General features: G+C 64.2%; 19 protein-coding genes. 4 read left to right on the top strand and 15 right to left on the bottom strand.

Annotated features, from left to right (window positions below; genetic code table 11):
* Positions 1–100: 100 nt before the first annotated feature.
* From IVB13_RS18545 to IVB13_RS18490, 12 genes are all read right to left on the bottom strand, one after another.
* A complete protein-coding gene (locus tag IVB13_RS18545; RefSeq protein ID WP_018459836.1) occupies positions 101–631 on the bottom strand; it encodes a hypothetical protein in 531 nt (176 codons plus the stop codon).
* 33 nt (positions 632–664) lie between these two features.
* Positions 665–2,065, bottom strand: a complete 1,401-nt coding sequence (lpdA, locus tag IVB13_RS18540) for a dihydrolipoyl dehydrogenase (protein ID WP_018459835.1) — start codon at positions 2,063–2,065, stop codon at positions 665–667.
* A 56-nt stretch (positions 2,066–2,121) separates the two neighbouring features.
* Positions 2,122–2,871 (bottom strand): SDR family oxidoreductase, encoded by a 750-nt coding sequence (locus IVB13_RS18535; RefSeq protein ID WP_026233887.1) that lies wholly within the window; start codon positions 2,869–2,871, stop codon positions 2,122–2,124.
* Between the two features lie 64 nt (positions 2,872–2,935).
* Positions 2,936–4,171, bottom strand: coding sequence for a 2-oxoglutarate dehydrogenase complex dihydrolipoyllysine-residue succinyltransferase (gene odhB, locus IVB13_RS18530; RefSeq protein WP_026233886.1), 1,236 nt, complete (start codon positions 4,169–4,171; stop codon positions 2,936–2,938).
* Positions 4,172–4,350: 179 nt separating this feature from the next.
* Complete coding sequence (locus tag IVB13_RS18525; RefSeq protein ID WP_018459832.1) at positions 4,351–7,320, bottom strand: 2-oxoglutarate dehydrogenase E1 component; 2,970 nt, start codon at positions 7,318–7,320, stop codon at positions 4,351–4,353.
* A gap of 137 nt (positions 7,321–7,457) precedes the next feature.
* Positions 7,458–8,342 carry a succinate--CoA ligase subunit alpha gene (gene sucD / locus IVB13_RS18520; RefSeq protein ID WP_018459831.1) on the bottom strand — a complete coding sequence of 295 codons (885 nt, stop codon included), beginning with the start codon at positions 8,340–8,342 and terminating at the stop codon, positions 7,458–7,460.
* A gap of 34 nt (positions 8,343–8,376) precedes the next feature.
* Positions 8,377–8,856, bottom strand: a complete 480-nt coding sequence (locus tag IVB13_RS18515; protein ID WP_007604324.1) for a DUF1579 family protein — start codon at positions 8,854–8,856, stop codon at positions 8,377–8,379.
* A gap of 4 nt (positions 8,857–8,860) precedes the next feature.
* Positions 8,861–10,057 carry an ADP-forming succinate--CoA ligase subunit beta gene (gene sucC, locus IVB13_RS18510; protein ID WP_018459829.1) on the bottom strand — a complete coding sequence of 399 codons (1,197 nt, stop codon included), beginning with the start codon at positions 10,055–10,057 and terminating at the stop codon, positions 8,861–8,863.
* Positions 10,058–10,277: 220 nt separating this feature from the next.
* Complete coding sequence (gene mdh, locus IVB13_RS18505; protein WP_007598869.1) at positions 10,278–11,246, bottom strand: malate dehydrogenase; 969 nt, start codon at positions 11,244–11,246, stop codon at positions 10,278–10,280.
* A gap of 183 nt (positions 11,247–11,429) precedes the next feature.
* Entirely contained in the window at positions 11,430–12,614 is a 1,185-nt protein-coding gene (zapE, locus tag IVB13_RS18500; protein WP_085348694.1) for a cell division protein ZapE, read from the bottom strand.
* A gap of 217 nt (positions 12,615–12,831) precedes the next feature.
* Positions 12,832–13,368, bottom strand: a complete 537-nt coding sequence (gene thpR / locus IVB13_RS18495; RefSeq protein ID WP_007598862.1) for an RNA 2',3'-cyclic phosphodiesterase — start codon at positions 13,366–13,368, stop codon at positions 12,832–12,834.
* A 174-nt stretch (positions 13,369–13,542) separates the two neighbouring features.
* A complete protein-coding gene (locus IVB13_RS18490; protein WP_026233885.1) occupies positions 13,543–14,178 on the bottom strand; it encodes an arylesterase in 636 nt (211 codons plus the stop codon).
* A 55-nt stretch (positions 14,179–14,233) separates the two neighbouring features.
* Here IVB13_RS18490 and IVB13_RS18485 point away from each other — a divergent pair, with 55 nt between their 5' ends.
* The 4 genes from IVB13_RS18485 to IVB13_RS18470 all read left to right on the top strand — a co-directional run bounded on the left by IVB13_RS18485 (position 14,234) and on the right by IVB13_RS18470 (position 19,344).
* Entirely contained in the window at positions 14,234–14,956 is a 723-nt protein-coding gene (locus IVB13_RS18485; protein WP_018459825.1) for an ABC transporter ATP-binding protein, read from the top strand.
* Complete coding sequence (locus IVB13_RS18480) at positions 14,953–17,523, top strand: FtsX-like permease family protein (protein ID WP_247489945.1); 2,571 nt, start codon at positions 14,953–14,955, stop codon at positions 17,521–17,523. The genes IVB13_RS18485 and IVB13_RS18480 overlap by 4 nt, the downstream gene beginning before the upstream one ends.
* 270 nt (positions 17,524–17,793) lie before the next feature.
* Positions 17,794–18,585: a Bax inhibitor-1/YccA family protein gene (locus IVB13_RS18475; protein WP_007598855.1), complete on the top strand. Its 792-nt coding sequence runs from the start codon at positions 17,794–17,796 to the stop codon at positions 18,583–18,585.
* A 228-nt stretch (positions 18,586–18,813) separates the two neighbouring features.
* Positions 18,814–19,344 carry a GNAT family N-acetyltransferase gene (locus IVB13_RS18470; RefSeq protein WP_018459823.1) on the top strand — a complete coding sequence of 177 codons (531 nt, stop codon included), beginning with the start codon at positions 18,814–18,816 and terminating at the stop codon, positions 19,342–19,344.
* Positions 19,345–19,436: 92 nt separating this feature from the next.
* Here IVB13_RS18470 and IVB13_RS18465 read toward each other — a convergent pair whose 3' ends face one another.
* From IVB13_RS18465 to acnA, 3 genes are all read right to left on the bottom strand, one after another.
* The gene (locus IVB13_RS18465) at positions 19,437–19,805 is read right to left on the bottom strand and encodes a DUF2794 domain-containing protein (protein WP_018459822.1); all 369 of its coding nucleotides are present in this window, start codon (positions 19,803–19,805) and stop codon (positions 19,437–19,439) included.
* Between the two features lie 592 nt (positions 19,806–20,397).
* On the bottom strand, positions 20,398–21,174 hold the full coding sequence (locus IVB13_RS18460; RefSeq protein ID WP_026233884.1) for a DUF1223 domain-containing protein: 777 nt from the start codon (positions 21,172–21,174) through the stop codon (positions 20,398–20,400).
* 234 nt (positions 21,175–21,408) lie between these two features.
* Positions 21,409–24,129, bottom strand: coding sequence for an aconitate hydratase AcnA (gene acnA, locus IVB13_RS18455; RefSeq protein WP_018459820.1), 2,721 nt, complete (start codon positions 24,127–24,129; stop codon positions 21,409–21,411).
* Between the last annotated feature and the right edge of the window lie 130 nt (positions 24,130–24,259).

Raw genomic sequence — 24,259 nt, 5'->3', positions numbered from 1 at the left:
CCCATCCAGTACGCCGCGGCTTCTCCGTAGCCATTGCCGTCTCTGGAATACTGGATCGCCCGGTCAAGCCGGGCGATGACAGCGAGTCTGCGGTGAGGCTTCACCGCGCTTCGTGCACGCTCTTGCGAAAGCGCTGGATCAGGCGGAGCGTGCGGGAGGACCAGCCTTCGCCGTTGCCGGCGATCAGCTCCTTGATGCGTCGCTTGACCGGATCGACCAGCTCGGCGGCCTTGGCACGCAGCTTCAGCACCAGATCATAGAGCCGCTCGAACCACGCCATCTCCATCAGCTTGTCGCGCGTCACGTCGAACACGAAGGCGGTGACGCCGACCCCGAGCAGCTTTGCGAACACGATGGTGAAGACCGCGCTGGTCCAGTATTCGTGCGTGAGCAGCCACAGGCCAACCAGCTTGAGCGGAAACAGCGGGACGATCGGTACAGCGAACACGATCAGCGTCATCGCTGGCGACAGCGCATCGACGCGGTCCGACAGCCATTGCTTGAACCGCGCAAGCGGGACGATTGCGACAACCCGCGCGACGATCGGTTCGAGATGGTCCCACAGCCAGGCTTCGATCAGGAAGATGATCGCAAGCAGGACCCAGACCGGTTGAAGCAGGCGGCGTAGCATGTGTTTCCCGCCCGATTCGGCGCTGGGCGCGACCTACATATGGATGGCCCGCTTGCCGACTGCAAGCGCGGCTTCCTTGATGGCCTCGGAGCGCGTCGGGTGCGCGTGGCACGTGCGCGCGAGATCCTCCGCGCTGCCGCCAAACTCCATGAGAACGGCTGCCTCATGGATCATTTCGCCGGCTTCGCGGCCGATAATGTGCACGCCGAGGACGCGATCGGTCTTCGCATCTGCGAGAATCTTCACAAAGCCGTCGGTGGTCTGGTTGACCTTGGAGCGCCCGTTGGCGGTAAAGGGAAACTTTCCGACCGTATAAGCCACGCCCGCCTGCTTCAGCTCCTCCTCGGTCTTGCCGACGGAGGATACTTCCGGCGTGGTATACACGACGCCTGGGATAACATCGTAGTTCACGTGGCCGGCCTGCCCGGCGATGATCTCGGCAACCGCGACGCCTTCATCCTCGGCCTTGTGCGCGAGCATCGGGCCCGCGACGACGTCGCCGATGGCATAGACGCCCTTCACGCTGGTGGCGAAATGCGGGTCGATCTGCACGCGGCCGCGATTGTCGAGTGCAACACCGGCTTCCTTCAGGCCGAGCCCCTCCGTGTACGGCACACGGCCGATACAGACGAGAACGACGTCGGCCTCCAGCGTCTCGGCAGCGCCCCCCGCGGCGGGCTCGATCGTCGCCTTCAGCGTCTTGCCGGAGGTGTCCACGCCCGTGACCTTGGCACTGAGCTTGAAGGCAAAGCCCTGCTTCTCCAGGATGCGCTGGAATTGCTTGGCGATCTCGCCGTCCATGCCGGGCAGGATGCGGTCGAGGAATTCGACGACGACCACTTCGGCGCCGAGACGGTGCCAGACCGAGCCGAGCTCGAGGCCGATCACGCCGGCGCCGACGATCAGCAACTTGCCGGGGACCTTGTCCAGCGACAGCGCACCGGTCGACGACACGATGCGGGTCTCGTCGATCTCGATGCCCTTGAGCCGCGCGATGTCCGAGCCGGTGGCGATCACGATGCTCTTGGTTTCGACGACCTGCGACTTGCCGTCGGCGGAGATCTCGACCTTGCCGGTGCCGAGAATCTTGCCGGCGCCCTTGAGCACGTCGATCTTGTTCTTCTTCATCAGGAACTCGACGCCCTTGACGTTGCCGTCGATGCCCTGCTGCTTGAAGTTCATCATCGCAGGCAAATCGAGCTTCGGCGCGGAGACGCTGACGCCCATCTTGGCGAAGGAATGCCCGGCCTCCTCGAACATTTCGGAGGCATGCAGCAGCGCCTTCGACGGCATGCAGCCGACATTGAGGCAGGTGCCGCCGAGCGTCGCGTTCTTTTCCACCACGGCGACTTTCATGCCGAGCTGCGCTGCACGCACCGCGCAGACATAACCGCCCGGTCCGGTGCCGATGACGACGAGATCGTAGGTAGCCATGAGAGAAAGTCCCGTAAGTTTAGCGTTGAAGGATGTGTCAGCGTCCGCGCGGCGCGTCAGCGTCCGCCGGACACATCGAGAATGGCTGAGGTAACGTAGGAGGCATCGTCCGACATCAGCCAGACGATGGCATTGGCGACTTCATCGGCCGTACCGACGCGCTTCATCGGCACCATATGGGCCAAGCGATGGGCGCGGTCGGGCTCACCGCCGGCAGCGTGGATTTCGGTGTCGATCAGGCCGGGGCGGATGCCCGCGACGCGAATGCCCTCGCCGGCAACCTCATAGCCGAGGCCGATGGTGAAGGAATCGATCGCGCCCTTGGACGCGGCATAGTCGACATAGGTGTTCGGCGCGCCGAGCTTGGCCGCAACCGACGACAGATTGACGATGACGCCGCCCTGGCCGCCATGCCTGGTCGACATCCGCTTCACGGCTTCGCGCGCGCAGAGGATGGAGCCGGTGACGTTGACCGCCATCACACGCTGGATGCGCTCGGCCGACATCTCGTCGACGCGCACGCCGCTGGTCCCGACAATACCGCCATTGTTGACGAGCGCGCCGAGCGTGCCGAACGCGTCCGCGGCCTTGAACAGCGCCAGGATGTCGCTTTCCTCGGCGACGTCGCATTTCACCGCGATGGCCTTGCCGTTGCTGGCCGCGATCTCGGCGACCACCTCATCGGCGGCCGTCTTGTTGCTGGCATAGCCGACAACGATCCGGAAGCCGCGTGCCGCGGCGGCAATTGCGGTCGCACGGCCGATGCCGCGGCTGCCGCCGGTGATGACAACGACTTTATCCGTCACGCGCGCCTCCATAGTTCGACACGCGCCGTCGCGAAAGGCGACGGCGCTCGCAGAGCATCAGCGATCAGAGATCGAGCACCAGGCGCGCCGGATCTTCCAGGCTCTCCTTGACGCGGACAAGGAAGGTCACGGCTTCCTTGCCGTCGATGACGCGGTGATCGTAGGACAGCGCCAGATACATCATCGGGCGGACCTCGATCTTGCCGCCGACGACCATCGGCCGCTCCTGGATCTTGTGCATGCCGAGGATGCCGGACTGCGGCGCGTTCAGGATCGGGGTCGACATCAGCGAGCCGTAGATGCCGCCATTGGTGATGGTGAAGGTGCCGCCCTGCATCTCGTCGATCTTGAGCTGGCCGTCGCGGGCGCGGCGGCCGAAATCGGCGATGCCCTTCTCGATGTCGGCGATCGACTTGTTGTCGCAGTCGCGCACCACGGGCACGACGAGGCCCTTGTCGGTGCCGACGGCGACGCCGATGTGATAGTAGTTCTTGTAGATCAGATCGGTGCCGTCGATCTCGGCGTTGACGGCCGGGATGTCCTTCAGCCCCTGGACGACGGCCTTGGTGAAGAAGCCCATGAAGCCGAGCTTCGAGCCATGCTTCTTCTCGAACGCATCCTTGTAGTGGGCACGCAGCGCCATGACGTTGGTCATGTCGACCTCGTTGAAGGTCGTGAGCATCGCGGCGGTGTTCTGCACGTCCTTGAGGCGGCGCGCGATGGTCTGGCGCAGCCGGGTCATCTTGACGCGCTCTTCGCGGGCGGCGTCATCGGCCGGCGACGGTGCGCGGACCTGAACCGCTGCGGCCGGCTGGTTGACGGGGGTCGGCGCCGAGGCCGCACGCTCGATCGCGGCGAGCATGTCGCCCTTGGTGACGCGCCCGTCCTTGCCGGAGCCGGGAACGGTCGAGGCATCGACGCCGGTCTCGGCCGAGAGCTTTCGCACGGAGGGAGCGAGCGGCGCATCGGCCGGTGGCGCCTTCGCCGCGGCGGGAGCAGCAGCGGCCGCAGGAGCGGCAGCCGCGGGCTTCGCGGGCGCAGCTGCCGGCTTGGCAGCGCCGGCGGCGCCTTCGGTAATCTGGCCGAGCAGCGCGCCGACGGCGACGGTGGCACCATCGGCGGCGATGATCTCGCTCAGCGTGCCGGCTGAGGGCGCCGGGACTTCGATGGTGACCTTGTCGGTCTCGAGCTCCACCAAGGGCTCGTCGACGGCGACGGGATCGCCGGCCTTCTTGAACCAGCGGCCGATGGTGGCCTCGGTGACGGATTCGCCGAGGGTCGGCACACGAATTTCAGTCATGGTCTTTTCCTTAAGGAGATCGCCAATGCGGACATAGGTGCAGATGTCAGCGCCCGCGGATGCGGGCGATCCAGTACGCCGTGACAGTCGTGATAGAGACGGGCGGCGCGGAATACTGGATCCCCCGCCCCGGTGCGCAATTGCGCACAAGGCGGGGCATGACGAGGTGTAAAAACTTCTCAGCTCAATGCTTCGTCCAGGAACGCCTTCAGCTGCGCCTGATGCTTCGACATCAGACCCGTGGCGGTCGCAGCGGAGGCGGCGCGGCCGACATAACGCGGACGCCGGCTCGCACCGTTCACCTGGTTCAGCACCCACTCCAGATAGGGCTCGATGAAGTGCCAGGCACCCATGTTGCGCGGCTCTTCCTGGCACCACACCACTTCGGCCTTCTTGAAGCGCGACAGTTCGGCCACCAGCGCCTTGAGCGGCACCGGATAGAGCTGCTCGACGCGCATCAGATAGATGTCGTCCATGCCGCGCTTCTCGCGCTCCTCGTAGAGGTCGTAATAGACCTTGCCCGAGCAGAGCACGATGCGGCGGATCTTCTCGTCGGGAACGAGCTTGATCGCTTCGCTCGGCAGCATCTGGGCGTCGTCATAGAGGATGCGGTGGAAGGTCGTTCCCTTCGCGAGCTCCTCGAGACGCGACACCGCCCGCTTGTGACGCAGCAGGGACTTCGGCGTCATCACGATCAGCGGCTTGCGGATCTCGCGATGAAGCTGCCGGCGCAGCACGTGGAAGTAGTTCGCCGGCGTGGTCGGATAGACCACCTGCATGTTGTCTTCCGCGCACATCTGCAGATAGCGCTCCAGACGCGCCGAGGAGTGCTCCGGTCCCTGGCCTTCATAGCCGTGCGGCAGGAGGCAGACGAGGCCGGACATGCGCAGCCATTTGCGCTCACCCGAGGAGATGAACTGGTCGAACACGACCTGCGCGCCGTTGGCGAAGTCGCCGAACTGCGCTTCCCACAGGGTGAGCGTGTTCGGCTCGGCGAGCGAATAGCCGTATTCGAAGCCGAGCACGGCTTCTTCCGACAGCAGCGAGTTGATGACCTCGTAATGGCCCTGCTCGTGACCGAGATGGTTGAACGGCGTGTAGCGGCTCTCGTCTTCCTGGTCGATCAGGACCGAGTGGCGCTGCGAGAAAGTGCCGCGCTCCGAATCCTGTCCGGACAGGCGGACATGGTGGTTCTCGTTGAGCAGCGTGCAGAACGCCAGCGCTTCGCCGGTCGCCCAGTCGATGCCCGTGCCGCCGTCGATCGCCTTGGCGCGGTTTTCTAGGAAGCGCTGGATCGTGCGGTGGACGCGGAAACCGTCCGGCACCTTGGTGATCTTGCGACCGATGTCCTTCAGGGCGGCGATGTCGACGCCGGTGACGCCACGCCGCGCATCTTCTTCCTGATCGGCGATCTTGAAGCCGGCCCATTTGCCGTCGAGCCAATCGGCCTTGTTGGGCTTGTAGCCGGAGCCGGCTTCGAGTTCGGCATCGAGCCGCGCGCGCCAGTCGGCCTTGGCCTTCTCGACCTCGCCCTCGGTCAACACGCCTTCGCTGATGAGGCGGCGGGCGTAGAGTTCGAGCGTCGACGGATGGGCCGCGATCTTCTTGTACATCACCGGCTGGGTGAAAGCCGGCTCGTCGCCCTCGTTATGGCCATGCCTGCGGTAGCAGAACATGTCGATGACGACGGGCTTGTGGAATTTCTGCCGGAACTCGGTCGCAACCTTGGCCGCGAACACGACGGCTTCCGGATCGTCGCCGTTGACGTGGAAGATCGGCGCGTCGATCATCTTCGCCACGTCGGACGGGTAAGGCGACGAACGGGAATAACGCGGATAGGTGGTGAAGCCGATCTGGTTGTTGACGATGAAGTGCACGGAGCCGCCGGTGCGGTAGCCCTTCAGGTCCGACAGGCCGAAACATTCCGCGACCACGCCCTGGCCGGCGAACGCGGCGTCACCGTGCATCAGCAGCGGCATCACCGAGATGCGCATATCCGGCGGATCGCCGTGCTGATCCTGCTTGGCGCGGACTTTTCCGAGCACCACGGGATCGACGATCTCCAGATGCGAGGGGTTGGCGGTCAGCGACAGATGGATGCGGTTGCCGTCGAACTCGCGATCCGAAGACGCGCCGAGGTGATATTTGACGTCGCCCGAGCCTTCGACCGCATCAGGATTGGCCGAACCGCCCTTGAACTCGTGGAACAGCGCGCGATGCGGCTTGCCCATCACCTGGGTCAGGACGTTGAGGCGGCCGCGGTGCGGCATGCCCAGCACGACCTCCTTCACGCCGAGATTGCCGCCGCGCTTGATGATCTGCTCGAGCGCGGGGATCAGCGATTCAGCACCGTCCAGGCCGAAGCGCTTGGTGCCGGTGAACTTGGTGTCGCAGAATTTCTCGAAACCTTCGGCTTCGACCAACTTCATCAGGATGGCACGGCGACCTTCGCGGGTGAACGAGATTTCCTTGTCCGGCCCCTCGATCCGCTCCTGGATCCACGCCTTCTGCGCCGCGTTGGTGATGTGCATGAACTCGACGCCGAGCGTCTGGCAGTAGGTGCGCTCGCAGATCGCGGTGATTTCGCGCAAGCTGGCGTATTCGAGACCGAGCACATGGTCGAGGAAGATCTTGCGGTCGAAATCGGCTTCGCTGAAGCCGTAGGTCCGCGGGTCGAGCTCTTCGCGATTGCGCTGGGCTTCGATGCCGAGCGGATCGAGCTTGGCGTGGAAGTGACCGCGCATGCGGTAGGACCGGATCAGCATCAGGGCCCGGACCGAGTCGCGGGTGGCCTGGAGAAGGTCGGCGGAGGAGAGGCCGCCGCTCTTATCGCCACCCTTGGCCTGCGCCTTGGCAGCGATCTTGGCTCCGACCGTCTTCTCGACTTCCGCCCAATTGCCGTCGAGCGCGGAGGTCAGATCATCCTGCGGGGTCAGCGGCCAGTTGGCGCGCTCCCAGGACGGGCCTTGGGCGTTCTTGCTGATGTCACCCGGCTGGTCGTTGAGGCTCTTGAAGAAGTCCTGCCACTCGGCATCCACCGAGGACGGGTCCTTCTCGTAGCGGGCGTAGATTTCGTCGATGTAGGTGGCGTTGGTGCCCTGCAAAAAGGAGGAGAGGGCAAAGGCTGCGTTCGCGTCTTGGCGAGACATACTTGAGTTCCTGGCGATTTCGGTTCGCGCATAACAAACGGCGCTGGCGCTGGGCTCCCCGGCAGAGGACCAGCGCGACAGGCACCATTTACCCTATTTGCTGCGAAACTTCGCCCGGAAAATTACGAAGGTGTGAATCAAGATTTCAATTTTTCGGCAAGCGTGTGGCCGAGGCGCGCGGGAGATGGCGACACTGTAATTCCAGCCGATTTCATCGCGTCGGTCTTGGAACCGGCGTCGCCCTTGCCGCCCGAAATGATCGCACCGGCGTGGCCCATGCGACGGCCGGGAGGGGCCGTGACACCGGCGATGAAACCGACCATCGGCTTCTTGCGGCCGCGCTTGGCCTCGTCCTTGAGGAACTGGGCGGCGTCCTCCTCGGCGGAACCGCCGATCTCGCCGATCATGATGATCGACTCGGTCTTGGGGTCGCCGAGCAGCATTTCCAGCACGTCGATAAACTCGGTTCCCTTGACCGGGTCGCCGCCGATGCCGACCGCGGTGGTCTGGCCGAGGCCTTCCTGGGTGGTCTGGAACACGGCTTCGTAGGTCAGCGTGCCGGAGCGGGAGACGATGCCGACGCTGCCGGTCTTGAAGATGTTGGCTGGCATGATGCCGATCTTGCACTCGCCGGCGGTCATGACGCCCGGGCAGTTCGGCCCGATCAGGCGCGACTTGGAGCCGGCCAGCGAACGCTTCACCCTGACCATGTCGATGACCGGGATACCTTCCGTGATGCAGACGATCAGCGGGATCTCGGCGTCGATGGCTTCGCAGATCGCATCGGCCGCGCCCGGCGGCGGCACATAGATCACCGATGCATCGGCACCGGTCTTCTCACGCGCCTCGCGCACGGTGTCGAACACCGGCAGCCCCAGATGCGTCGCGCCGCCTTTGCCGGGCGAGGTGCCGCCGACCATCTTGGTGCCATAGGCAATCGCGGCCTCCGAATGGAAGGTGCCGTTCTTGCCGGTAAAGCCCTGGCAGATGACCTTGGTGTTCTTGTCGATCAGGATGGACATGAGGTCTGCTTTCGCGAAACTAACGAGTGAGAGGTCAGTGGATGCGGCGGTAGACGCCGGTGAGCACGTCGGCCCAGCCTTCTGCGTCCGGCGAGAACTGGATCTTCAACGAATAGGAATCGTCGTCGATGATTTCATAGACGTGGCGCGCATTGCCGCGGAGCGAGCCGCGCACCAGCGTCAGGGTCTTGCCGACCCACCCGCCGGAGGCGGGCGAAGGCGGCGTGTAGCCGAGCGAGTCGTACCAGAACAATTTGTAGGTCCGGTCTTCGCGGTCGAAGGTGAAGATGCCGTGGGTGGCGAAGCTCTGCTTGCCGTCGCGGGTCTGGACCGAGTCCTGGATCAGATAGAAGCCATTGAGATCCATGTGGGCCACGACGCGAGAAGTCGCCGTTCCACCCTCCGTCCAGCGCGACGGAAAGACCACCTCTTCGCCATTCCATTCACCGGCGAACGCGGCAAGACGCGCGTGCTCCGGCAGCGGGGATGATGCAGCGAGATGGTCCTGAGTCATGGCCTCAGCCTCCCTTGACGGCCTTCACGATCTTCTGCGCGGCGTCGTCGAGATTGTCGGCCGGCACCACGTTCAGGCCGGATTCACGAATGATCTTTTTGCCCAGCTCGACATTGGTGCCTTCGAGGCGAACCACCAGCGGCACGCTGAGGCCGACTTCACGCACGGCGGCCGTGACGCCCTCGGCGATCACGTCGCACTTCATGATGCCACCGAAGATGTTGACCAGGATGCCCTTCACGTTGGGATCCGCGGTGATGATCTTGAAGGCGGCCGCGACCTTTTCCTTGCTGGCGCTGCCGCCGACGTCGAGGAAGTTCGCCGGCGCCATGCCGTAGAGCTTGATGATGTCCATCGTCGCCATCGCGAGACCGGCGCCGTTGACCATGCAGCCGATATTGCCGTCGAGGGTGACGTAGTTGAGGTCGTATTTGGACGCCTCGATTTCCTTGGCGTCTTCCTCGGTCTCGTCGCGCAGCGCGAGCACCTCGGGGTGACGAAACAGGGCGTTGTCGTCGAACGACACCTTGGCGTCGAGCACGCGGAGCTGGCCCTGCTTGGTCACGACGAGCGGGTTGATCTCCAGCATCGACATGTCCTTCGCGACGAAGGCCGCGTAGAGCTGCGCGGTGAGCTTCTCGGCCTGCTTGGCGAGATCGCCGGAGAGTTTCAGCGCGTTCGCGACGGTGCGGCCGTGATGGCCCATGATGCCGGTCGCGGGATCGATCGAGAAGGTCACGATCTTCTCAGGCGTGTTGTGCGCGACGTCCTCGATGTTGACGCCGCCCTCAGTCGACACCACGAAGGAGACGCGGGAGGTCTCGCGGTCGACCAGGATCGAGAGGTAGAATTCCTTGTCGATGTCTGAGCCGTCCTCGATGTAGAGGCGGTTGACCTGCTTGCCGGCGGGTCCGGTCTGGATGGTGACGAGCGTTGCGCCGAGCATCTGCTTGGCGAATTCGGAAACTTCCGCGGCCGACTTGGCGATGCGGACGCCGCCCTTGTCGCCGGCCGACGCTTCCTTGAACTTGCCCTTGCCGCGGCCGCCGGCGTGGATCTGGCTCTTCACGACCCAGACCGGGCCCGGGAGTGCCTTTGCCGCCGCGTCCGCATCGGTTGCCTTCAGGACCGGAACGCCCTTCGAGATCGCGACACCGAACTCGTTCAGCAGCGCTTTGGCCTGATATTCATGGATATTCATTTAGTCGCTCCCTGAACCCGCGGGCGGTGACCTCGTAGGCCCACCTCAGTCTTGTGGCTGGCATACCATATACCACAGGAACTGCAACCCGGATTCTCTGACATCGATCTCTGGACTGCCGATCCGGAGCCCGCCCCGTCCTCTACAAGAGTTGCAGCGGGGGCCCGGAAGTGAAACCGCCGAAGACCGGTTTTTCGATCTTCGGCGGGGAATGTTGGGTTTAGCGGCCCAGAAGATCGGGCGCGATCTTCTTGCAGGCGTCAACCAGACCCTGCACTGCGCCGACCGACTTGTCGAAGGCTTCGCGGTCCTTGCCGACGAGCTCGATCTCGACGACGCGCTCGACGCCCTTGGAGCCGATCACGACGGGCACGCCGACATACATGTCCTTCACGCCGTATTCGCCGTTCAGGTAGGCGGCCGAGGCCAGCACGCGCTTCTTGTCACGCAGATAGCTCTCGGCCATCGCGATCGCGGAAGCCGCCGGAGCATAGAAGGCCGAGCCGGTCTTGAGCAGATTGACGATCTCGGCGCCGCCGTTGCGGGTGCGGTCGACGATCTCGTCGAGGCGCGCCTGCGAGGTCCAGCCCATCTTGACGAGATCGGGCAACGGGATGCCGGCGACGGTGGAGTATTTTACCAGCGGCACCATGGTGTCGCCATGGCCGCCCAGCACGAAGGCGGTGACGTCTTCGACCGAAACGTTGAACTCGTCGGCCAGGAAGTAGCGGAAGCGCGACGAATCCAGCACGCCGGCCATGCCGACGACCTTCTTGTGCGGCAGGCCGCTGGCCTTCTGCAGGGCCCAGACCATCGCGTCGAGCGGGTTGGTGATGCAGATGACGAAGGCGTCGGGAGCGTACTTCTTGATGCCGGCGCCGACCTGTTCCATGACCTTGAGGTTGATGGAGAGGAGGTCGTCGCGGCTCATGCCGGGCTTGCGCGGCACGCCGGCGGTGACGATGCAGACCTTTGCGTTGTCGAGCGCCTCGTAGGAGTTCGCGCCGGTGTAGTGCGCGTCAAAGCCGTCGACCGGCGAGGACTGCGCGATGTCGAGCGCCTTGCCCTGCGGCACGCCCTCGGCGATGTCGAACATCACCACGTCGCCCAGCTCTTTCAGGCCGATGAGATGAGCCAGCGTTCCGCCGATCTGACCGGAGCCAATCAAAGCAATCTTGTCGCGCGCCATGTGAGCCTGTCCTTTAGACACGTAAGGAGGGGAAAACTGAGACGGGTGGTTATCCCTTTCGCCTCCCCCGTTCAAGTCACGGGTTGCCCAATTGTCGGGCTTGCCGCGTATTCAAGCGCAACCTTGTCATTCCGGGGCTTGGGGAAGCGCCGAGTCCGGAATGACAGCGCTGGCAAATAGGACTTAAGTCTCGACCAAGCCCTTGGTCGAGCCGCTGGCGGTGGAATCCTTGCGGCCGTGAGGCAGCGCCAGATAGGATTCCGAGCTCATTTCGATCAGGCGCGACGCGGTGCGCTTGAACTCGTTGGCCTCGTTGCCCTCATTGGCAAGATAGAGCGAGATCGGGTTGGCATCGGCGGAGGCCATCAGCTTCACGGCATTGTCATACAGCGTGTCGATCAACGTAATGAAACGCTTGGCGGCGTTGCGCTGGGAGAAATCCATCACTGGAATATGGTCGACCAGGATGGTGTGATAGTCGTGCGCCAGCCTGAGATAGTCGGATGCCCCGAGCGGCTTGTCGCAGAGATCGGCGAACGTGAAGCGCGCCACGCCGTGGGCCGAGCACGGCACGTGCAGGATGCGGCCCTTGATCGAAATATCGCGCGACTTGCATTTGGCGCCGCCTGACATCTTCGACCAGGCGCGGTCGAGCGCGGCGTCCGCCTCGGTGTCTGCCGGCGTCAGCCACATCGGTACGCCCTGAAGTTTTTCCAGCCGGAAGTCGGTGCGCGCGTCGAGCCGCAGCACGTCCATGTGGTCGGTGATCTGCCTGATGAAGGGCAGAAACAGCGAACGGTTCAGGCCGCCCTTGTAGAGGTCGTCAGGCGCGACGTTGGAGGTCGCGACCACCACGGTGCCGAGCTCCAGCAGCTTTGCGAACAGGCGGCCCAAGATCATCGCGTCCGCGATGTCGGTGACGTGGAATTCGTCGAAACAGAGCAGCCAGCTCTCCTCGAAAATCGCATGCGCGGTCAGCGCGATGACGTCGCCGTCGCCAATCTCGCCGCGCGCGATGCCCTGGCGATAATCGTAGATGCGCTCGTGCACCTCGGCCATGAATTCGTGGAAATGGGCGCGCCTCTTGTGCTCGACTGTCGAGTGCTGGAAGAACAGATCCATCAGCATGGTCTTGCCGCGGCCGACCTCGCCATGGACGTAGAGCCCGTGCGGCGCCTCGTCCTTGTCGCTGCTGAACAGGCGGCTGAGCAGGCCCTGCTTGCGCGGCGGCTTGTAATCGGCGAGCCGCTGGTCGAGCGCGGCATAGGCGTCGGCGATTTCAGCCTGCGCAGCGTCGGGCTCGATCGCGCCGGACGCGATCTGGGCCTGATAGGCCTCGCGGAATGAGGAACTGGGGGTCGAGAGCATGCTCTTTACCGCCAGAGATGAGCGGAAATTGCAAGCCGTGAATTGGGGCGGGGCGCCATGCATTCCGTGTCCCGGACGCGCTGCGGCACGCAGTGACGCTGCGCAGAGCCGGGACCGACTGTTTCGTACAGGACCGTTCGTCTATCGCCGCGTAATGGGCCCCGGCTCTGCAGCGCACCGCTTCGCGCTGCGCAGCGTCCGGGGCACGAGAGCTTCGCTACTCACACAGCTCGTAGGCGTCCTCGACCACATACGGGCCGCCGCCGGTTGAGGCGCGGGACGAGAACAAAACAAAACGTTCGGCCGTGAATGCCTTGCTGGGAAAATAGCCACGCAGCGAGAGATAATCGGCGACGTCACGGTCGGTGGCGTCGTGCAGCCGGGCCAGCGTGACATGCGGGATGAACTTGCGGCCTTCCGGGTCGAGGCCGATCCGCTGCATCAGGCGCTCGAGCTCGGCCTGCAATTCCATCAGCGGCTTGCTCGGCACGATGGTGGCGACCACCGCGCGCGGCTTGCGTCCGCCGAAACTCTGCAAACCCTGCACCTTCACCTCGAACGGCTTACGGTCGACGCGAAACAGCATCGAGGCGATTTCGTTGGCGGACATGCCATCGATATTGCCGATGAAGCGCAGGGTGACATGGTAATTTTCGGGATCGATCCAGCGGGCGCCGGGAAGGCCGCCCCGCAAATTGGAAAGCGACTGGCCAATCTCGGCCGGAATTTCCAGACCAGTGAACAAACGCGGCATCGTTTCGCACTCCCGATGCTTGGGCATGATCCCAGGGCAAGATCATATCCAAATTTTAGAGCCGGCGACGAATCACCGGTACCCTAATTCCTATCGCAGTTGTGTGACCCTGCGAAGCATCGCGCGCCTTACTCCGGTAAAACCCTGGGAATTACGGTTAGCGCTGCCTGGTTTTCAACGCCGTTGCTCAGCGATGGTGCCAAGGAATGCCTCAACCGTAGGCAAGATATTCTTGACGATGATATCGACGCCGGCCGCGGTCGGATGAATGCCGTCGGCCTGGTTGAGCTTGGCATCGGCCGCGACACCATCGAGAAAAAACGGATAGAGCGGCACGCCGAATTTTTTCGCCAGATCCGGATAAATCGAATTGAAGCGCGCAGCATAATCCGCGCCGTAATTCGGCGGCGCCAGCATGCCGCACAGCATCACCGCGATCTTGCGCGCCTTGAGGCGCTGGACGATCTCGGTCAGCGCGGTGCGGGTCAAATCGGGATCGATGCCGCGCAACGCATCATTGGCGCCGAGCTCGATGATCACACCGTCGGTTCCGTCAGGGACCGACCAGTCGAGTCGGTCACGGCCCCCCGAGGAGGTGTCGCCGGATACCCCGGCATTGGTCATGCCGACCTCTATGCCTTTGTCTTGTAAAGCTTTTTGAAGCTTTGTGGGGAACGCTTCCTGGGCCGGGAGGCCAAGACCCGCGCTCAGGGAATCGCCGAGAACCACCAGCTTGATCGGTTTCGCCGCCTCAGCCCATGCCGGATTTGCGACGGTCATCAAAGCGAACATCAACACGGCTATGTGCATGAACAATCCGTAACGCCTCTCGACCGCGCGGGCGGAGTTGCCATATGACCGGACCATGGACACTCGCATCTCTTCCTCTTCGCTCGCCGACAGTTCGGCCGACACCATCGCCATCTCCAACGTCAATCTGTCATTGGGTACGGGCGCGGCACGCGTTCACATCCTCAAGGATATCAGCTTGCGCGTGGGCCGGAGCGAGACGATCGGCCTGATCGGCCCGTCAGGTTCGGGCAAATCCACGCTGCTGATGGTGATGGCGGGGCTGGAGCGTCCTGATAGCGGAGAGGTGGTGGTCAACGGCACGCCTTTCAATGCCCTCGACGAGGACGCACTGGCCCGCTTCCGCGGCCGCCAGGTCGGCATCGTCTTCCAGTCCTTCCATTTGATCCCGACCATGACCGCGCTGGAGAATGTCGCGGTGCCGCTCGAGCTTGCGGGCAATCCCGACGCCGCAAAGCGCGCGGCGCAGGAGCTGCAATCGGTCGGGCTCGGCGACCGTCTGCATCATTATCCGACCCAACTCTCCGGCGGCGAGCAGCAGCGCGTGGCGCTGGCCCGCGCACTGGCACCCGATCCAGCGATCCTCGTCGCCGACGAGCCGACCGGCAATCTCGACGAAGCCACGGGACAACAGATCGTCGACCTCCTGTTCAGCAAGCATGCCGAGCGCGGCATGACGCTGGTGCTGGTCACGCACGATTCTTCGCTCGCGCAGCGCTGCGATCGCGTGATCCGCCTCCGTTCGGGGCGCATCGACACGCAGTCGGCGCCGGCATGAGTGCTGCTGCCGCACCGTTTGCGAAGCCCAACGGCGTCGCGCTGTCGCTGCGTTACGCGCTGCGCGAATTGCGCGGCGGCCTGCGCGGCTTCTACGTCTTCATTGCCTGCATCGCGCTCGGCGTGATGGCCATCGCTGGCGTCGGCTCGGTCTCGGCGAGCCTGAGCGACGGCCTCGCCCGCGAAGGCCGTACGCTGCTCGGCGGCGACGTGTCGTTCGTCCTGTTTCAGCGCGAGGCGAAGCCGGAGGAAGTCGCCTTCCTGCGTTCGCGCGGCACCGTCTCGAGCGCCGCCACACTGCGCGGCATGGCGCGCTCGGCCGAGGGCAAGCTGGCCCTGGTCGAGATGAAGGCGGTCGACGACACCTATCCGATGCTGGGCCAGCTGACGCTGGCGCCGCCGCTGCCGATGTCCGAGTTGCTCGCGGAGCGCGACGGCGCGTTCGGCGCGGCCGCCGATCCGACACTGCTGGCGCGGCTGTCGCTCAAGACCCGCGATCGCGTCACCGTCGGGGCTGCGACGTTCCAGATCCGCAGCGCCGTCGAAGCCGAGCCCGACAAGCTCGCAGGCGGCATCGGCTTCGGCCCGCGCTTCCTGATCAGCGAAGCGGGCCTGCGCGCGACAGGGCTCGTCCAACCCGGCAGCCTGGTGCGCTGGGTCTATCGTGTGAAGCTGCCGGAGATCGCCAACAACGAGCGCGCCACCGACGCCTTCATCGCGGACGCCCGCAACGCCGCGCCGCAGGCCGGCTGGGAGGTCCGCAGCCGCTCCAATGCCTCGCCGCAGCTCGAGCGCAACATCAACCGCTTCACGCAGTTCCTGACGCTGGTCGGCCTCGCCGCGCTGCTGGTCGGCGGCGTCGGCGTTGCCAATGCCGTCAAGGCCCATATCGACCACAAGCTCGAGGTGATCGCGGCCTTCAAGGCCGTCGGCGCCACCGGGCGCGACGTGTTCGGCATCTATCTCGCCCAGGTTCTCCTGCTCGCCGCGATCGGCTCAGTGATCGGCCTCGCACTAGGCGCCGCCATGCCGTTCGCGATCGTCGGCCTATTCGGCAAGCTGCTGCCCCTGCCGGTGGTGCCGGCGGTGCATGCCGACGAGCTCGCGCTGTCGTTCGTCTACGGGCTGCTCACGGCGCTTGCCTTCGGCCTGTGGCCGCTCGGGCGAGTGCACGACGTGCCGGTGGCGGCGCTGTTCCGCGACACCATCAGCTCCGAATGGCATCGGCCACGCTGGAGCTATCTCGTCTTCATGGCCGTCGTGATCGCGCTGCTCATCGCGGTCGTGATCGGGCTGTCCTTCGACAAGCGCATCGCCGCGGTGTTCGTGGCCTCCTCCGTGGTCGTGTTCGCGCTGCTCCGCGGCATTGCCGCCCTGCTGATGACGATCGCACGGCGGCTGCCGCGCACGCGATGGCCGATGCTGCGACTTGCGATTGCCAACATCCACCGGCCGGGCGCGCTGACGCCCTCGGTCGTGCTGTCGCTCGGGCTCGGGCTCGCCGTGCTCGTCACCATCACCCAGATCGACGGCAATCTGCGCCGGCAGTTCCTGGCGGCGCTGCCCGAGCACGCGCCATCGTTCTTCTTCATCGACATTCCGAGCACGCAGGCCGAGCAGTTCGACACATACCTGCGCCAGATCGCCCCTGGCGCGAAAGTCGACGACGTGCCGATGCTGCGCGGACGGATCGTCGGAGCCCGTGGTGTCCGCGCCGAGGAGCTCAAGCCCAGCACCGATTCCGAGTGGGTGCTGCAGAGCGACCGCGGCCTGACCTATACCGCCGAGCTGCCGAAGGGCTCCAAGGTGGTCGAGGGCGAGTGGTGGAGCGCCGATTATTCCGGCCCGCCGCTGGTTTCGATGGAGAAGAAGATCGCGGACGGACTCGGCCTCAAGGTCGGCGACGAGGTCGTGGTCAATATCCTCGGCCGCGACATCCCCGCGAAGATCAGCAATCTGCGCAGCATCGACTGGCAGGGCCTCGGCATCAATTTCGTCCTCGTGTTCTCGCCGAACGCATTCAAGGGCGCGCCGCACACCCACATCGCGACGCTGACGGAAGCCGGCGGCGATGCGGCCGGCGACGGCAAGATCATCAAGGAGGTCGCTGACGCCTATCCGATGGTGACGAGCGTGCGCGTGCGCGAGGTGATGGAGACGGTCGGCTCGGTCGTGACCAACCTGGCGCTGGCGATCCGCGGCGCCAGCGCGGTGACCCTGATCTCGGCGATCCTGGTGCTCGGCGGCGCGCTCGCCGCCGGCCATCGCCACCGGGTCTACGATGCGGTGATCCTCAAGACCCTGGGCGCGACCCGGCTGCGGCTGCTCGGCGCCTATGCGCTCGAATACCTCCTGATCGGGCTTGCCACCGCGGTCTTCGGCGTTTTCGCCGGCAGCGTCGCGGCCTGGATGATCGTGACCCGGCTGATGACCCTCACTTTCGTCTGGCAGGGCGGCAGCGCAGCCGGCGTGGTCGCGGCTGCCTTGGTCGTCACGGTCGGCCTCGGGCTCGCCGGCACCCTGCTGGCGTTGAACAAAAAGCCCGCCACGGTGTTGCGGAATTTGTGACAAATGGTAGCGGGCGGCGGCACGGGAGCGAAATCGCACGATTCCTGCGATTAACCACGTCCGCTCGTCTGGATTGCAGGTAAGGGCGACATTCAGCCGCGCGTGGACGGTTGCAGCGAATGTGTTAGTTTCCCACATATCGAATGGGTTCGGAGCCCCGATTGTTAGCCAAAATTTAGTCGGCAGACATCGGTATCCGAGATAGAATTTGACGAACCGGCGGCATGGCGACCCTCATGCCGGACCGGACCAACCAACGGGAATTCGACCATGTCGGACCTAGACCGCAATTACGCTTCTCCTTTCGGCAGGGCCGCCGGGCGTGTTGACGCCGCGACGGTCGATGCCGGCCTGCGCGCCTACATGCTGCGCATCTACAACTACATGAGCATCGGCCTGGCCATCACCGGCCTTGCCGCCCTCGGCGTCTACATGGCCGCCGTGACGGACGTTCCGACCCCGGAAGCCGTGCGGGTCGGCAAGCTGTTCCTGACGCCGTTCGGCTACGCGATGTTCGTCAGCCCCCTGAAGTGGCTGTTCATGCTCGCGCCGCTCGCCATGGTGTTCGTGATCTCGGCAGGCATCAACCGGCTCGCTCCTTCGACCGCCCAGATCCTGTTCTGGGTGTTCGCGGCACTGATGGGCGTCTCGCTGTCCTCGATCTTCCTGGTGTTCACGCACACCTCGATCGTCCGGGTGTTCTTCATCACCGCGGCGACTTTCGGCGCGCTCAGCCTCTACGGTTACACCACCAAGCGTGACATGAGCGGAATGGGTTCGTTCCTGTTCATGGGCCTGATCGGCATCGTCATCGCGAGCCTGGTGAACCTGTTCCTGGCGAGCTCGGTGCTGCAGTTCGTCGTGTCGGTGGTCGGCGTGCTGGTGTTCGCGGGCCTCACCGCCTGGGATACCCAGCGGCTGAAGAACGACTACATCTACGGTTACGCTTCGGCCGGCGGTGACATCGCAGAGCGTGCGGCCATCACCGGCGCGCTGTCGCTGTACCTGAACTTCATCAACTTGTTCACGCTGCTCCTGCAGCTCCTCGGCCAGCGCGACTAAGCGCCAGCCCAGAGTGGACGACAGCAACCCCCGGCCGAGAGGCCGGGGTTTTTGTTTGGGGCGAGCCTCTCAACACCCACCGTCATTGCGAGCGCAGCGAAGCAATCCAGAGTCCCTCCGCTGGTGCATTTCTGGATTGCTTCGTCGCAAGGGCTCCTCGCAAGGACGGAGTATGAGGAAGCACGGTTGCCTCTTCCAGCCGCCCCGGGAAGGCTCTAATCTTGCGGCATGTCCGCACCCGATATCAGGCCCACCACCGAGGCCGACCTCCCCGCCATCACGGCCATCTATCGGCAGGCTGTCCGCGAGGGCACCGCGACGTTCGAGCTGGAGCCGCCCGACCTTGCCGAGATGACGCGCCGCTACCGCACGCTGATCGACGGCGGCTACCCCTATTTCGTCGCCATCCTCGACGGGCGCGTCGCCGGCTACGCCTATGCCGGTGCCTACCGGCCCCGCCCGGCCTACCGCTTCACGGTCGAGAACTCGATCTATCTCGATCCATCCTTCCACCGCCGCGGCATCGGGGCGCTCCTGCTGGAGCGGCTGATCGTCGAATGCGAGGCACGCGGCTTCCGTCAGATGATCGCGGTAATTGGGGATTCCACCAATGCCGGCTCGATCGGCGTGCACACCAGGGCCGGCTTCAAAATGATCGGCACGCATCCCAGCGTCGGGCTGAAATTCGGCCGCTGGCTGGACACGGTAATGATGCAGCGGAGCCTCGGCGAGGGCGCCAAGAGCGTGCCGGGGAAGTAAGGCCCGTAGCCCGGGTGAGCGAAGCGATACCCGGGAACGCTGCAAGCAAAGACCCGGATGTCGCTACGCTCATCCGGGCTACTGGATCCCTGCTACACCACCGCCAATTTGCGATCGATCACCAGGAGCACGCGCTCCAGTTCGTGGCCGCGGCGCAGGATCAAGCCCGTCGCCGAGATCACGCTGTACATGCCCTGCTTGCGCGCGAGGCGCGGATCCTTCTCGATACGATAGATCGGCACTTCCGAGGCGCGGCGAAAGACCGAGAACACAGCGCGATCCCTGAGGAAGTCGATGGCATAGTCGCGCCACTCGCCTTCGGCAACCATCCGGCCGTAGAGATTGAGAATACGGTGCAGCTCGAGCCGGTTGAACGTCACGCGGCTCAGTTGCGCATTCGAAGCGGCGGGGCGCGCCGCCGCACGCTGTTCGCTCGGATCGGTATCCTCCGACAGACTCATAGGCCGCCTCCTGTCGCATCAGCATGACCGCGTCCGCGAAGACCGTCCCTCGACCGCGGATCATGACGGTTGCATGATTGCGCCAACTGTTCCCCACCGCAAGGGCCCTTGGAAGGACCTTGGAATCGGAGCCAATCCGCCCACACGCAGCGGTGGAACTCTGTCGCGGCAAACCGTCACGGGATCGTTAGCAGGAATCATAGTGTCGCCGCTTTTCCGCCAAGCGACTGCCGCCCTGCGTTGCGAAAAGACCTATGTGCGTTGACCCGGTCCTTTCGGTTCCGGATTCCTCAGCCCCCAGCCCCCCGGGGCCGTCAGGATCGGGTCTGTTCGCACGACAAGGAGGGCCAACGCGAGTTGGTCCTTTTTTGTTTGAGTCGAATTGTTTGGGTCGGGATGTTTCTGCCTCGACGGATATCTCAGCATCTCAGCAAAAACCCTTTCCCCTCATCCTGAGGAGCCGCGAAGCGGCGTCTCGAAGGATCGAGGCCGAGCTGCCTCAGCAGGGCCTGCATGGTTCGAGACGGCGCTGACGCGCCTCCTCACCATGAGGATTGAGAGTGTGCTTGAGTCGGACGATTCGAAGTGCGCGTCAGTGCAGCGACGTGTACGCCGCGCCCAGCATCGGGCCCGGTCTCTCCCGGCTGCCGTCCTGGACATAGACCACGGCACCGTCGACGCCGTCACGCGTGAGGTTCTCGATCGGCACCGTCCAGCTTTCCGGGCGGCCGGTCCAGTCGCCGACCTTCAGCAGGTTGCGCACCACGTTGTGATAGATCACTTGCTGTCCGCGATTTTCGCCGCGACTGATCGCGATCGGCACCGACCTCGCAATCGAGCAGATCCAGACCTCGCCGTGGGACGCCGTCGGCTCCTTGCTCGCGGCCACCGAGACGTTGATCTGCTTGCCCGCGAGCGACATCGTCACCGGCACGCTCATCACACCAGTGCCCGTCTCGGTTTTGCCGATGGCGCTTTCGATGCCGGTGCGGTCGCTGCCGACGACATGCGTGGAGCCGTTGACCACGACCTGCGGCGTGTAGACTTCGCGGTCGCCGCGCATGCGCGAATACGCACGCTGCCGTGCAGAGAAGCGCGAATCGGCCAATGTGTCCTTCCAGCCGAGATAGTCCCAATAGTCGATCGGCATGCTCAGCGCGATGATCGAGGGATCGCGGGCGAGGTCGCCGATGATCTTGTCGGCCGGCGGGCAGGAGGAGCAGCCCTGCGAGGTAAACAACTCGACAACGGCGCGGGGATCAGCCTCGGCAGGGCGGATGACGGCGACGATTGCACAGAGACCAAGAGCTCCCGACCAGAGGGCACCGGACCAGCGTGAAACCAGATGAGAAGCCGTCATTGTTGTCATGTCGAACGCCGCACACCATTGCTCGTGAGAGGGAAATCTTACCGCCGGATGGTCACCGTAATCTTACGGGCCTCACACATTTGTTGTCCGTCCAAGAACCGTACAAGGGGAGGTTCTGTGCCGGGCGGGCCCATCTGAAGCCTGCCGCAAACGCGTGAAGGCGGCCTTGTGATAGGCCGCCTTCGTGTAACCTACTACTCACTTCGCAGTGAGCCACCGTTCACAAATCCGCGCTTACGCCGCGAGCTTGCGTAGCACGTAGTGCAGGATGCCGCCGTTGCGGTAGTATTCGAGTTCGTCCAGCGTATCGATGCGGCAGAGCAGCGAAACGCGCTGCAGCGAACCGTCGCCGGAGACGATCTCCGCGGTCAGCTTCTGGCGCGGCTTGAGGTCGCCAACGAGGCCGCGCAGCGTGACCTTCTCGTCGCCCTTCAGACCGAGCGACGACCAGGAGGTGCCGTCCTCGAAGGTCAGCGGCAGCACGCCCATACCGACCAAATTGGAGCGGTGGATGCGCTCGAAGCTCTGGCAGATCACGGCGCGCACGCCGAGCAGACGGGTGCCCTTCGCGGCCCAGTCGCGCGAGGAGCCGTTGCCGTATTCGGCGCCGGCGAACACCACCAGCGGCACCTGCTCCTGCTGGTACTTCATCGCGGCGTCGTAGATCGACATCTGCTCGCCGTCGGGCCAGTGCTTGGTGAGACCGCCTTCCGGAATATTGCCGTCGGCGCCCTTCAGCATGAAGTTCTTGATGCGGATATTGGCGAAGGTGCCGCGCATCATGACTTCGTGGTTGCCGCGCCGCGTGCCGTACTGGTTGAAGTCGGCCGGACGCACCTGGTGCTCGCTGAGATATTTGCCGGCGGGCGAGGTGAGCTTGATCGAACCGGCCGGCGAGATGTGGTCGGTGGTGATCTTGTCGCCGAACATGGCGAGGATGCGGGCCTCGACGATGTCGGTGACCGGCTCCGGCTCCTTCTTCATGCCTTCGAAATAGGGCGGGTTCTGCACATAGGTCGAACTCATGTTCCAGCGATAGGTTTCGCTCTCGACCGTCTTGATCTTGCGCCAGTTGGTGTCGCCCTTGAACACGTCGGCATACTTCTTCTTGAAGATCGACGCGGTCACGAACTTCTTCATGAAGGCGTTGATCTCCTTGGTCGTCGGCCAGATGTCCTTGAGGTAGACCGGCTTGCCGTCCTTGCCTTCACCGAGCGGCTCGACGGCGAGGTTCTTGGTGACGGTGCCCGCGAGCGCGTGGGCGACCACGAGCGGCGGCGAAGCCAGATAGTTCGCCTGCACGTCCGGTGAGACGCGGCCTTCGAAGTTGCGATTGCCGGAGAGCACCGCAGCCGCGACGATGCCGTTGTCGTTGATCGACTTCGAGATCTCCTCGGGCAGCGGACCTGAATTACCGATGCAGGTGGTGCAGCCGAAACCGACCAGGTTGAAGCCGACCTTGTCGAGATCGGCCTGGAGACCGGAATCGGCAAGATAGGCCGCCACCACCTGGCTGCCCGGGGCGAGCGAGGTCTTCACCCACGGCTTTGCCTTGAGGCCCTTCGCGGCGGCGTTGCGCGCCAGAAGACCGGCGCCGATCAGCACGCTCGGGTTCGAGGTGTTGGTGCAGGAGGTGATCGCGGCGATCACGACGTCGCCATGGCCGATGTCGAAGTTCTTGCCGTCGACGGCGAAGCGCTTCCCCGGCTCCTCGGCCTTCTTGTATTCGCTGGCGAGCGCGAGCGAAAAGCCCTCGGCCACGGACGGCAGCGCAATGCGGCCTTCGGGGCGCTTCGGGCCGGCCATCGAGGGCACGACATCACCGAGGTCGAGCGTCAGCGTTTCCGTGAACACCGGATCGGGCGACTTGGCGGTACGGAACAGCCCTTGCGCCTTCGCATAGGCCTGCACCAGCGCGACGCGCGCCGAGGCGCGGCCGGAGGTCTTGAGATAATCCAGTGCGGCGGCATCGACCGGGAAGAAGCCGCAGGTCGCGCCATATTCGGGCGCCATGTTGGCGATGGTTGCCTTGTCTGCGACCGAGAGATGGTCGAGGCCGGGGCCGAAGAACTCCACGAACTTGCCGACGACGCCGAGCTTGCGCAGCATCTGCGTCACCGTCAGCACCAGGTCGGTCGCGGTGACGCCTTCCTTCATCGCGCCCTTCAGCTTGAAGCCGACGACGTTGGGCAGCAGCATCGACAGCGGCTGGCCGAGCATGCAGGCTTCCGCCTCGATGCCGCCGACACCCCAGCCGAGCACGGCAAGGCCGTTGACCATGGTGGTGTGGGAATCGGTGCCAACCAGCGAGTCGGGATACGCGACCTCGAAGGTGCCGGTCTTCTTGCCGACCGTCATCTTCTCCTTCTTGGTCCACACCGTCTGGGAGAGATATTCGAGATTGACCTGGTGGCAGATGCCGGTGCCGGGCGGCACGACGGAGAAGTTCGAGAACGCCTTCTGGCCCCATTTCAGGAACTCGTAGCGCTCCTGGTTCTGCTTGTATTCCTCGGTGACGTTCTTGCCGAAGGCCTTGTTGTCCCCGAAGAAGTTCACGATCACGGAGTGGTCGATGACGAGATCGACCGGCACCAGCGGATTGATCTTCTCGGCGTCGCCCCCGAGCTTCTGCATCGCGTTGCGCATCGCGGCGAGATCGACCACGGCGGGCACGCCGGTGAAGTCCTGCATCAGCACGCGCGCCGGGCGGAAGGCGATCTCATGCTCCAGCGACTTCTTGCGCAGCCACTTCGACACCGCGACGATGTCTTCCTTCTTGACCGAGCGGCCGTCCTCGTTGCGGAGCAGGTTCTCGAGCAAAACCTTCATCGAGTAGGGGAGTTTCGAAATTCCCTTCAGACCATTCTTCTCGGCCGTGGGCAGGCTGTAATAGACATAGGTCTTGGCGCCGACCTTGAGGGTCTTTTTGCATTTGAAGCTGTCGAGCGAGGTCATGTAGGAAATCCCAATTGTCAGTTATACCCGGCAGGGTATTTTAACACCGTCAGCGTAGGCAGGCTGAGTCACTTGCAGGGGCAGGTTGAGTTGCCGCATCAAGTAGTTCCGGGCTTATAGAAGCTTTCTA

It is taken from the genome of Bradyrhizobium sp. 17 (assembly GCF_023073515.1).
Lineage (GTDB): Bacteria > Pseudomonadota > Alphaproteobacteria > Rhizobiales > Xanthobacteraceae > Bradyrhizobium > Bradyrhizobium canariense_D.
Note: the sequence above shows the minus strand (reverse complement) of the source record. Positions and strands in the feature narration are given on the sequence as shown.

What these genes read in the sequence shown, in the direction of transcription:
- IVB13_RS18460 (WP_026233884.1), bottom strand. Translation starts at nt 21,174, where the DNA reads ATGACAACAATGACGGCTTCTCATCTGGTTTCACGCTGGTCCGGTGCC.
- mdh (WP_007598869.1), bottom strand. Translation starts at nt 11,246, where the DNA reads ATGGCGCGCGACAAGATTGCTTTGATTGGCTCCGGTCAGATCGGCGGA.
- lpdA (WP_018459835.1), bottom strand. Translation starts at nt 2,065, where the DNA reads ATGGCTACCTACGATCTCGTCGTCATCGGCACCGGACCGGGCGGTTAT.
- sucC (WP_018459829.1), bottom strand. Translation starts at nt 10,057, where the DNA reads ATGAATATCCATGAATATCAGGCCAAAGCGCTGCTGAACGAGTTCGGT.
- sucD (WP_018459831.1), bottom strand. Translation starts at nt 8,342, where the DNA reads ATGTCCATCCTGATCGACAAGAACACCAAGGTCATCTGCCAGGGCTTT.
- IVB13_RS18470 (WP_018459823.1), top strand. Translation starts at nt 18,814, where the DNA reads ATGTCCGCACCCGATATCAGGCCCACCACCGAGGCCGACCTCCCCGCC.
- acnA (WP_018459820.1), bottom strand. Translation starts at nt 24,129, where the DNA reads ATGACCTCGCTCGACAGCTTCAAATGCAAAAAGACCCTCAAGGTCGGC.
- zapE (WP_085348694.1), bottom strand. Translation starts at nt 12,614, where the DNA reads ATGCTCTCGACCCCCAGTTCCTCATTCCGCGAGGCCTATCAGGCCCAG.
- IVB13_RS18485 (WP_018459825.1), top strand. Translation starts at nt 14,234, where the DNA reads ATGGACACTCGCATCTCTTCCTCTTCGCTCGCCGACAGTTCGGCCGAC.
- IVB13_RS18465 (WP_018459822.1), bottom strand. Translation starts at nt 19,805, where the DNA reads ATGAGTCTGTCGGAGGATACCGATCCGAGCGAACAGCGTGCGGCGGCG.
- IVB13_RS18515 (WP_007604324.1), bottom strand. Translation starts at nt 8,856, where the DNA reads ATGACTCAGGACCATCTCGCTGCATCATCCCCGCTGCCGGAGCACGCG.
- IVB13_RS18545 (WP_018459836.1), bottom strand. Translation starts at nt 631, where the DNA reads ATGCTACGCCGCCTGCTTCAACCGGTCTGGGTCCTGCTTGCGATCATC.
- IVB13_RS18475 (WP_007598855.1), top strand. Translation starts at nt 17,794, where the DNA reads ATGTCGGACCTAGACCGCAATTACGCTTCTCCTTTCGGCAGGGCCGCC.
- IVB13_RS18490 (WP_026233885.1), bottom strand. Translation starts at nt 14,178, where the DNA reads ATGCACATAGCCGTGTTGATGTTCGCTTTGATGACCGTCGCAAATCCG.
- thpR (WP_007598862.1), bottom strand. Translation starts at nt 13,368, where the DNA reads ATGCCGCGTTTGTTCACTGGTCTGGAAATTCCGGCCGAGATTGGCCAG.
- IVB13_RS18480 (WP_247489945.1), top strand. Translation starts at nt 14,953, where the DNA reads ATGAGTGCTGCTGCCGCACCGTTTGCGAAGCCCAACGGCGTCGCGCTG.
- odhB (WP_026233886.1), bottom strand. Translation starts at nt 4,171, where the DNA reads ATGACTGAAATTCGTGTGCCGACCCTCGGCGAATCCGTCACCGAGGCC.
- IVB13_RS18525 (WP_018459832.1), bottom strand. Translation starts at nt 7,320, where the DNA reads ATGTCTCGCCAAGACGCGAACGCAGCCTTTGCCCTCTCCTCCTTTTTG.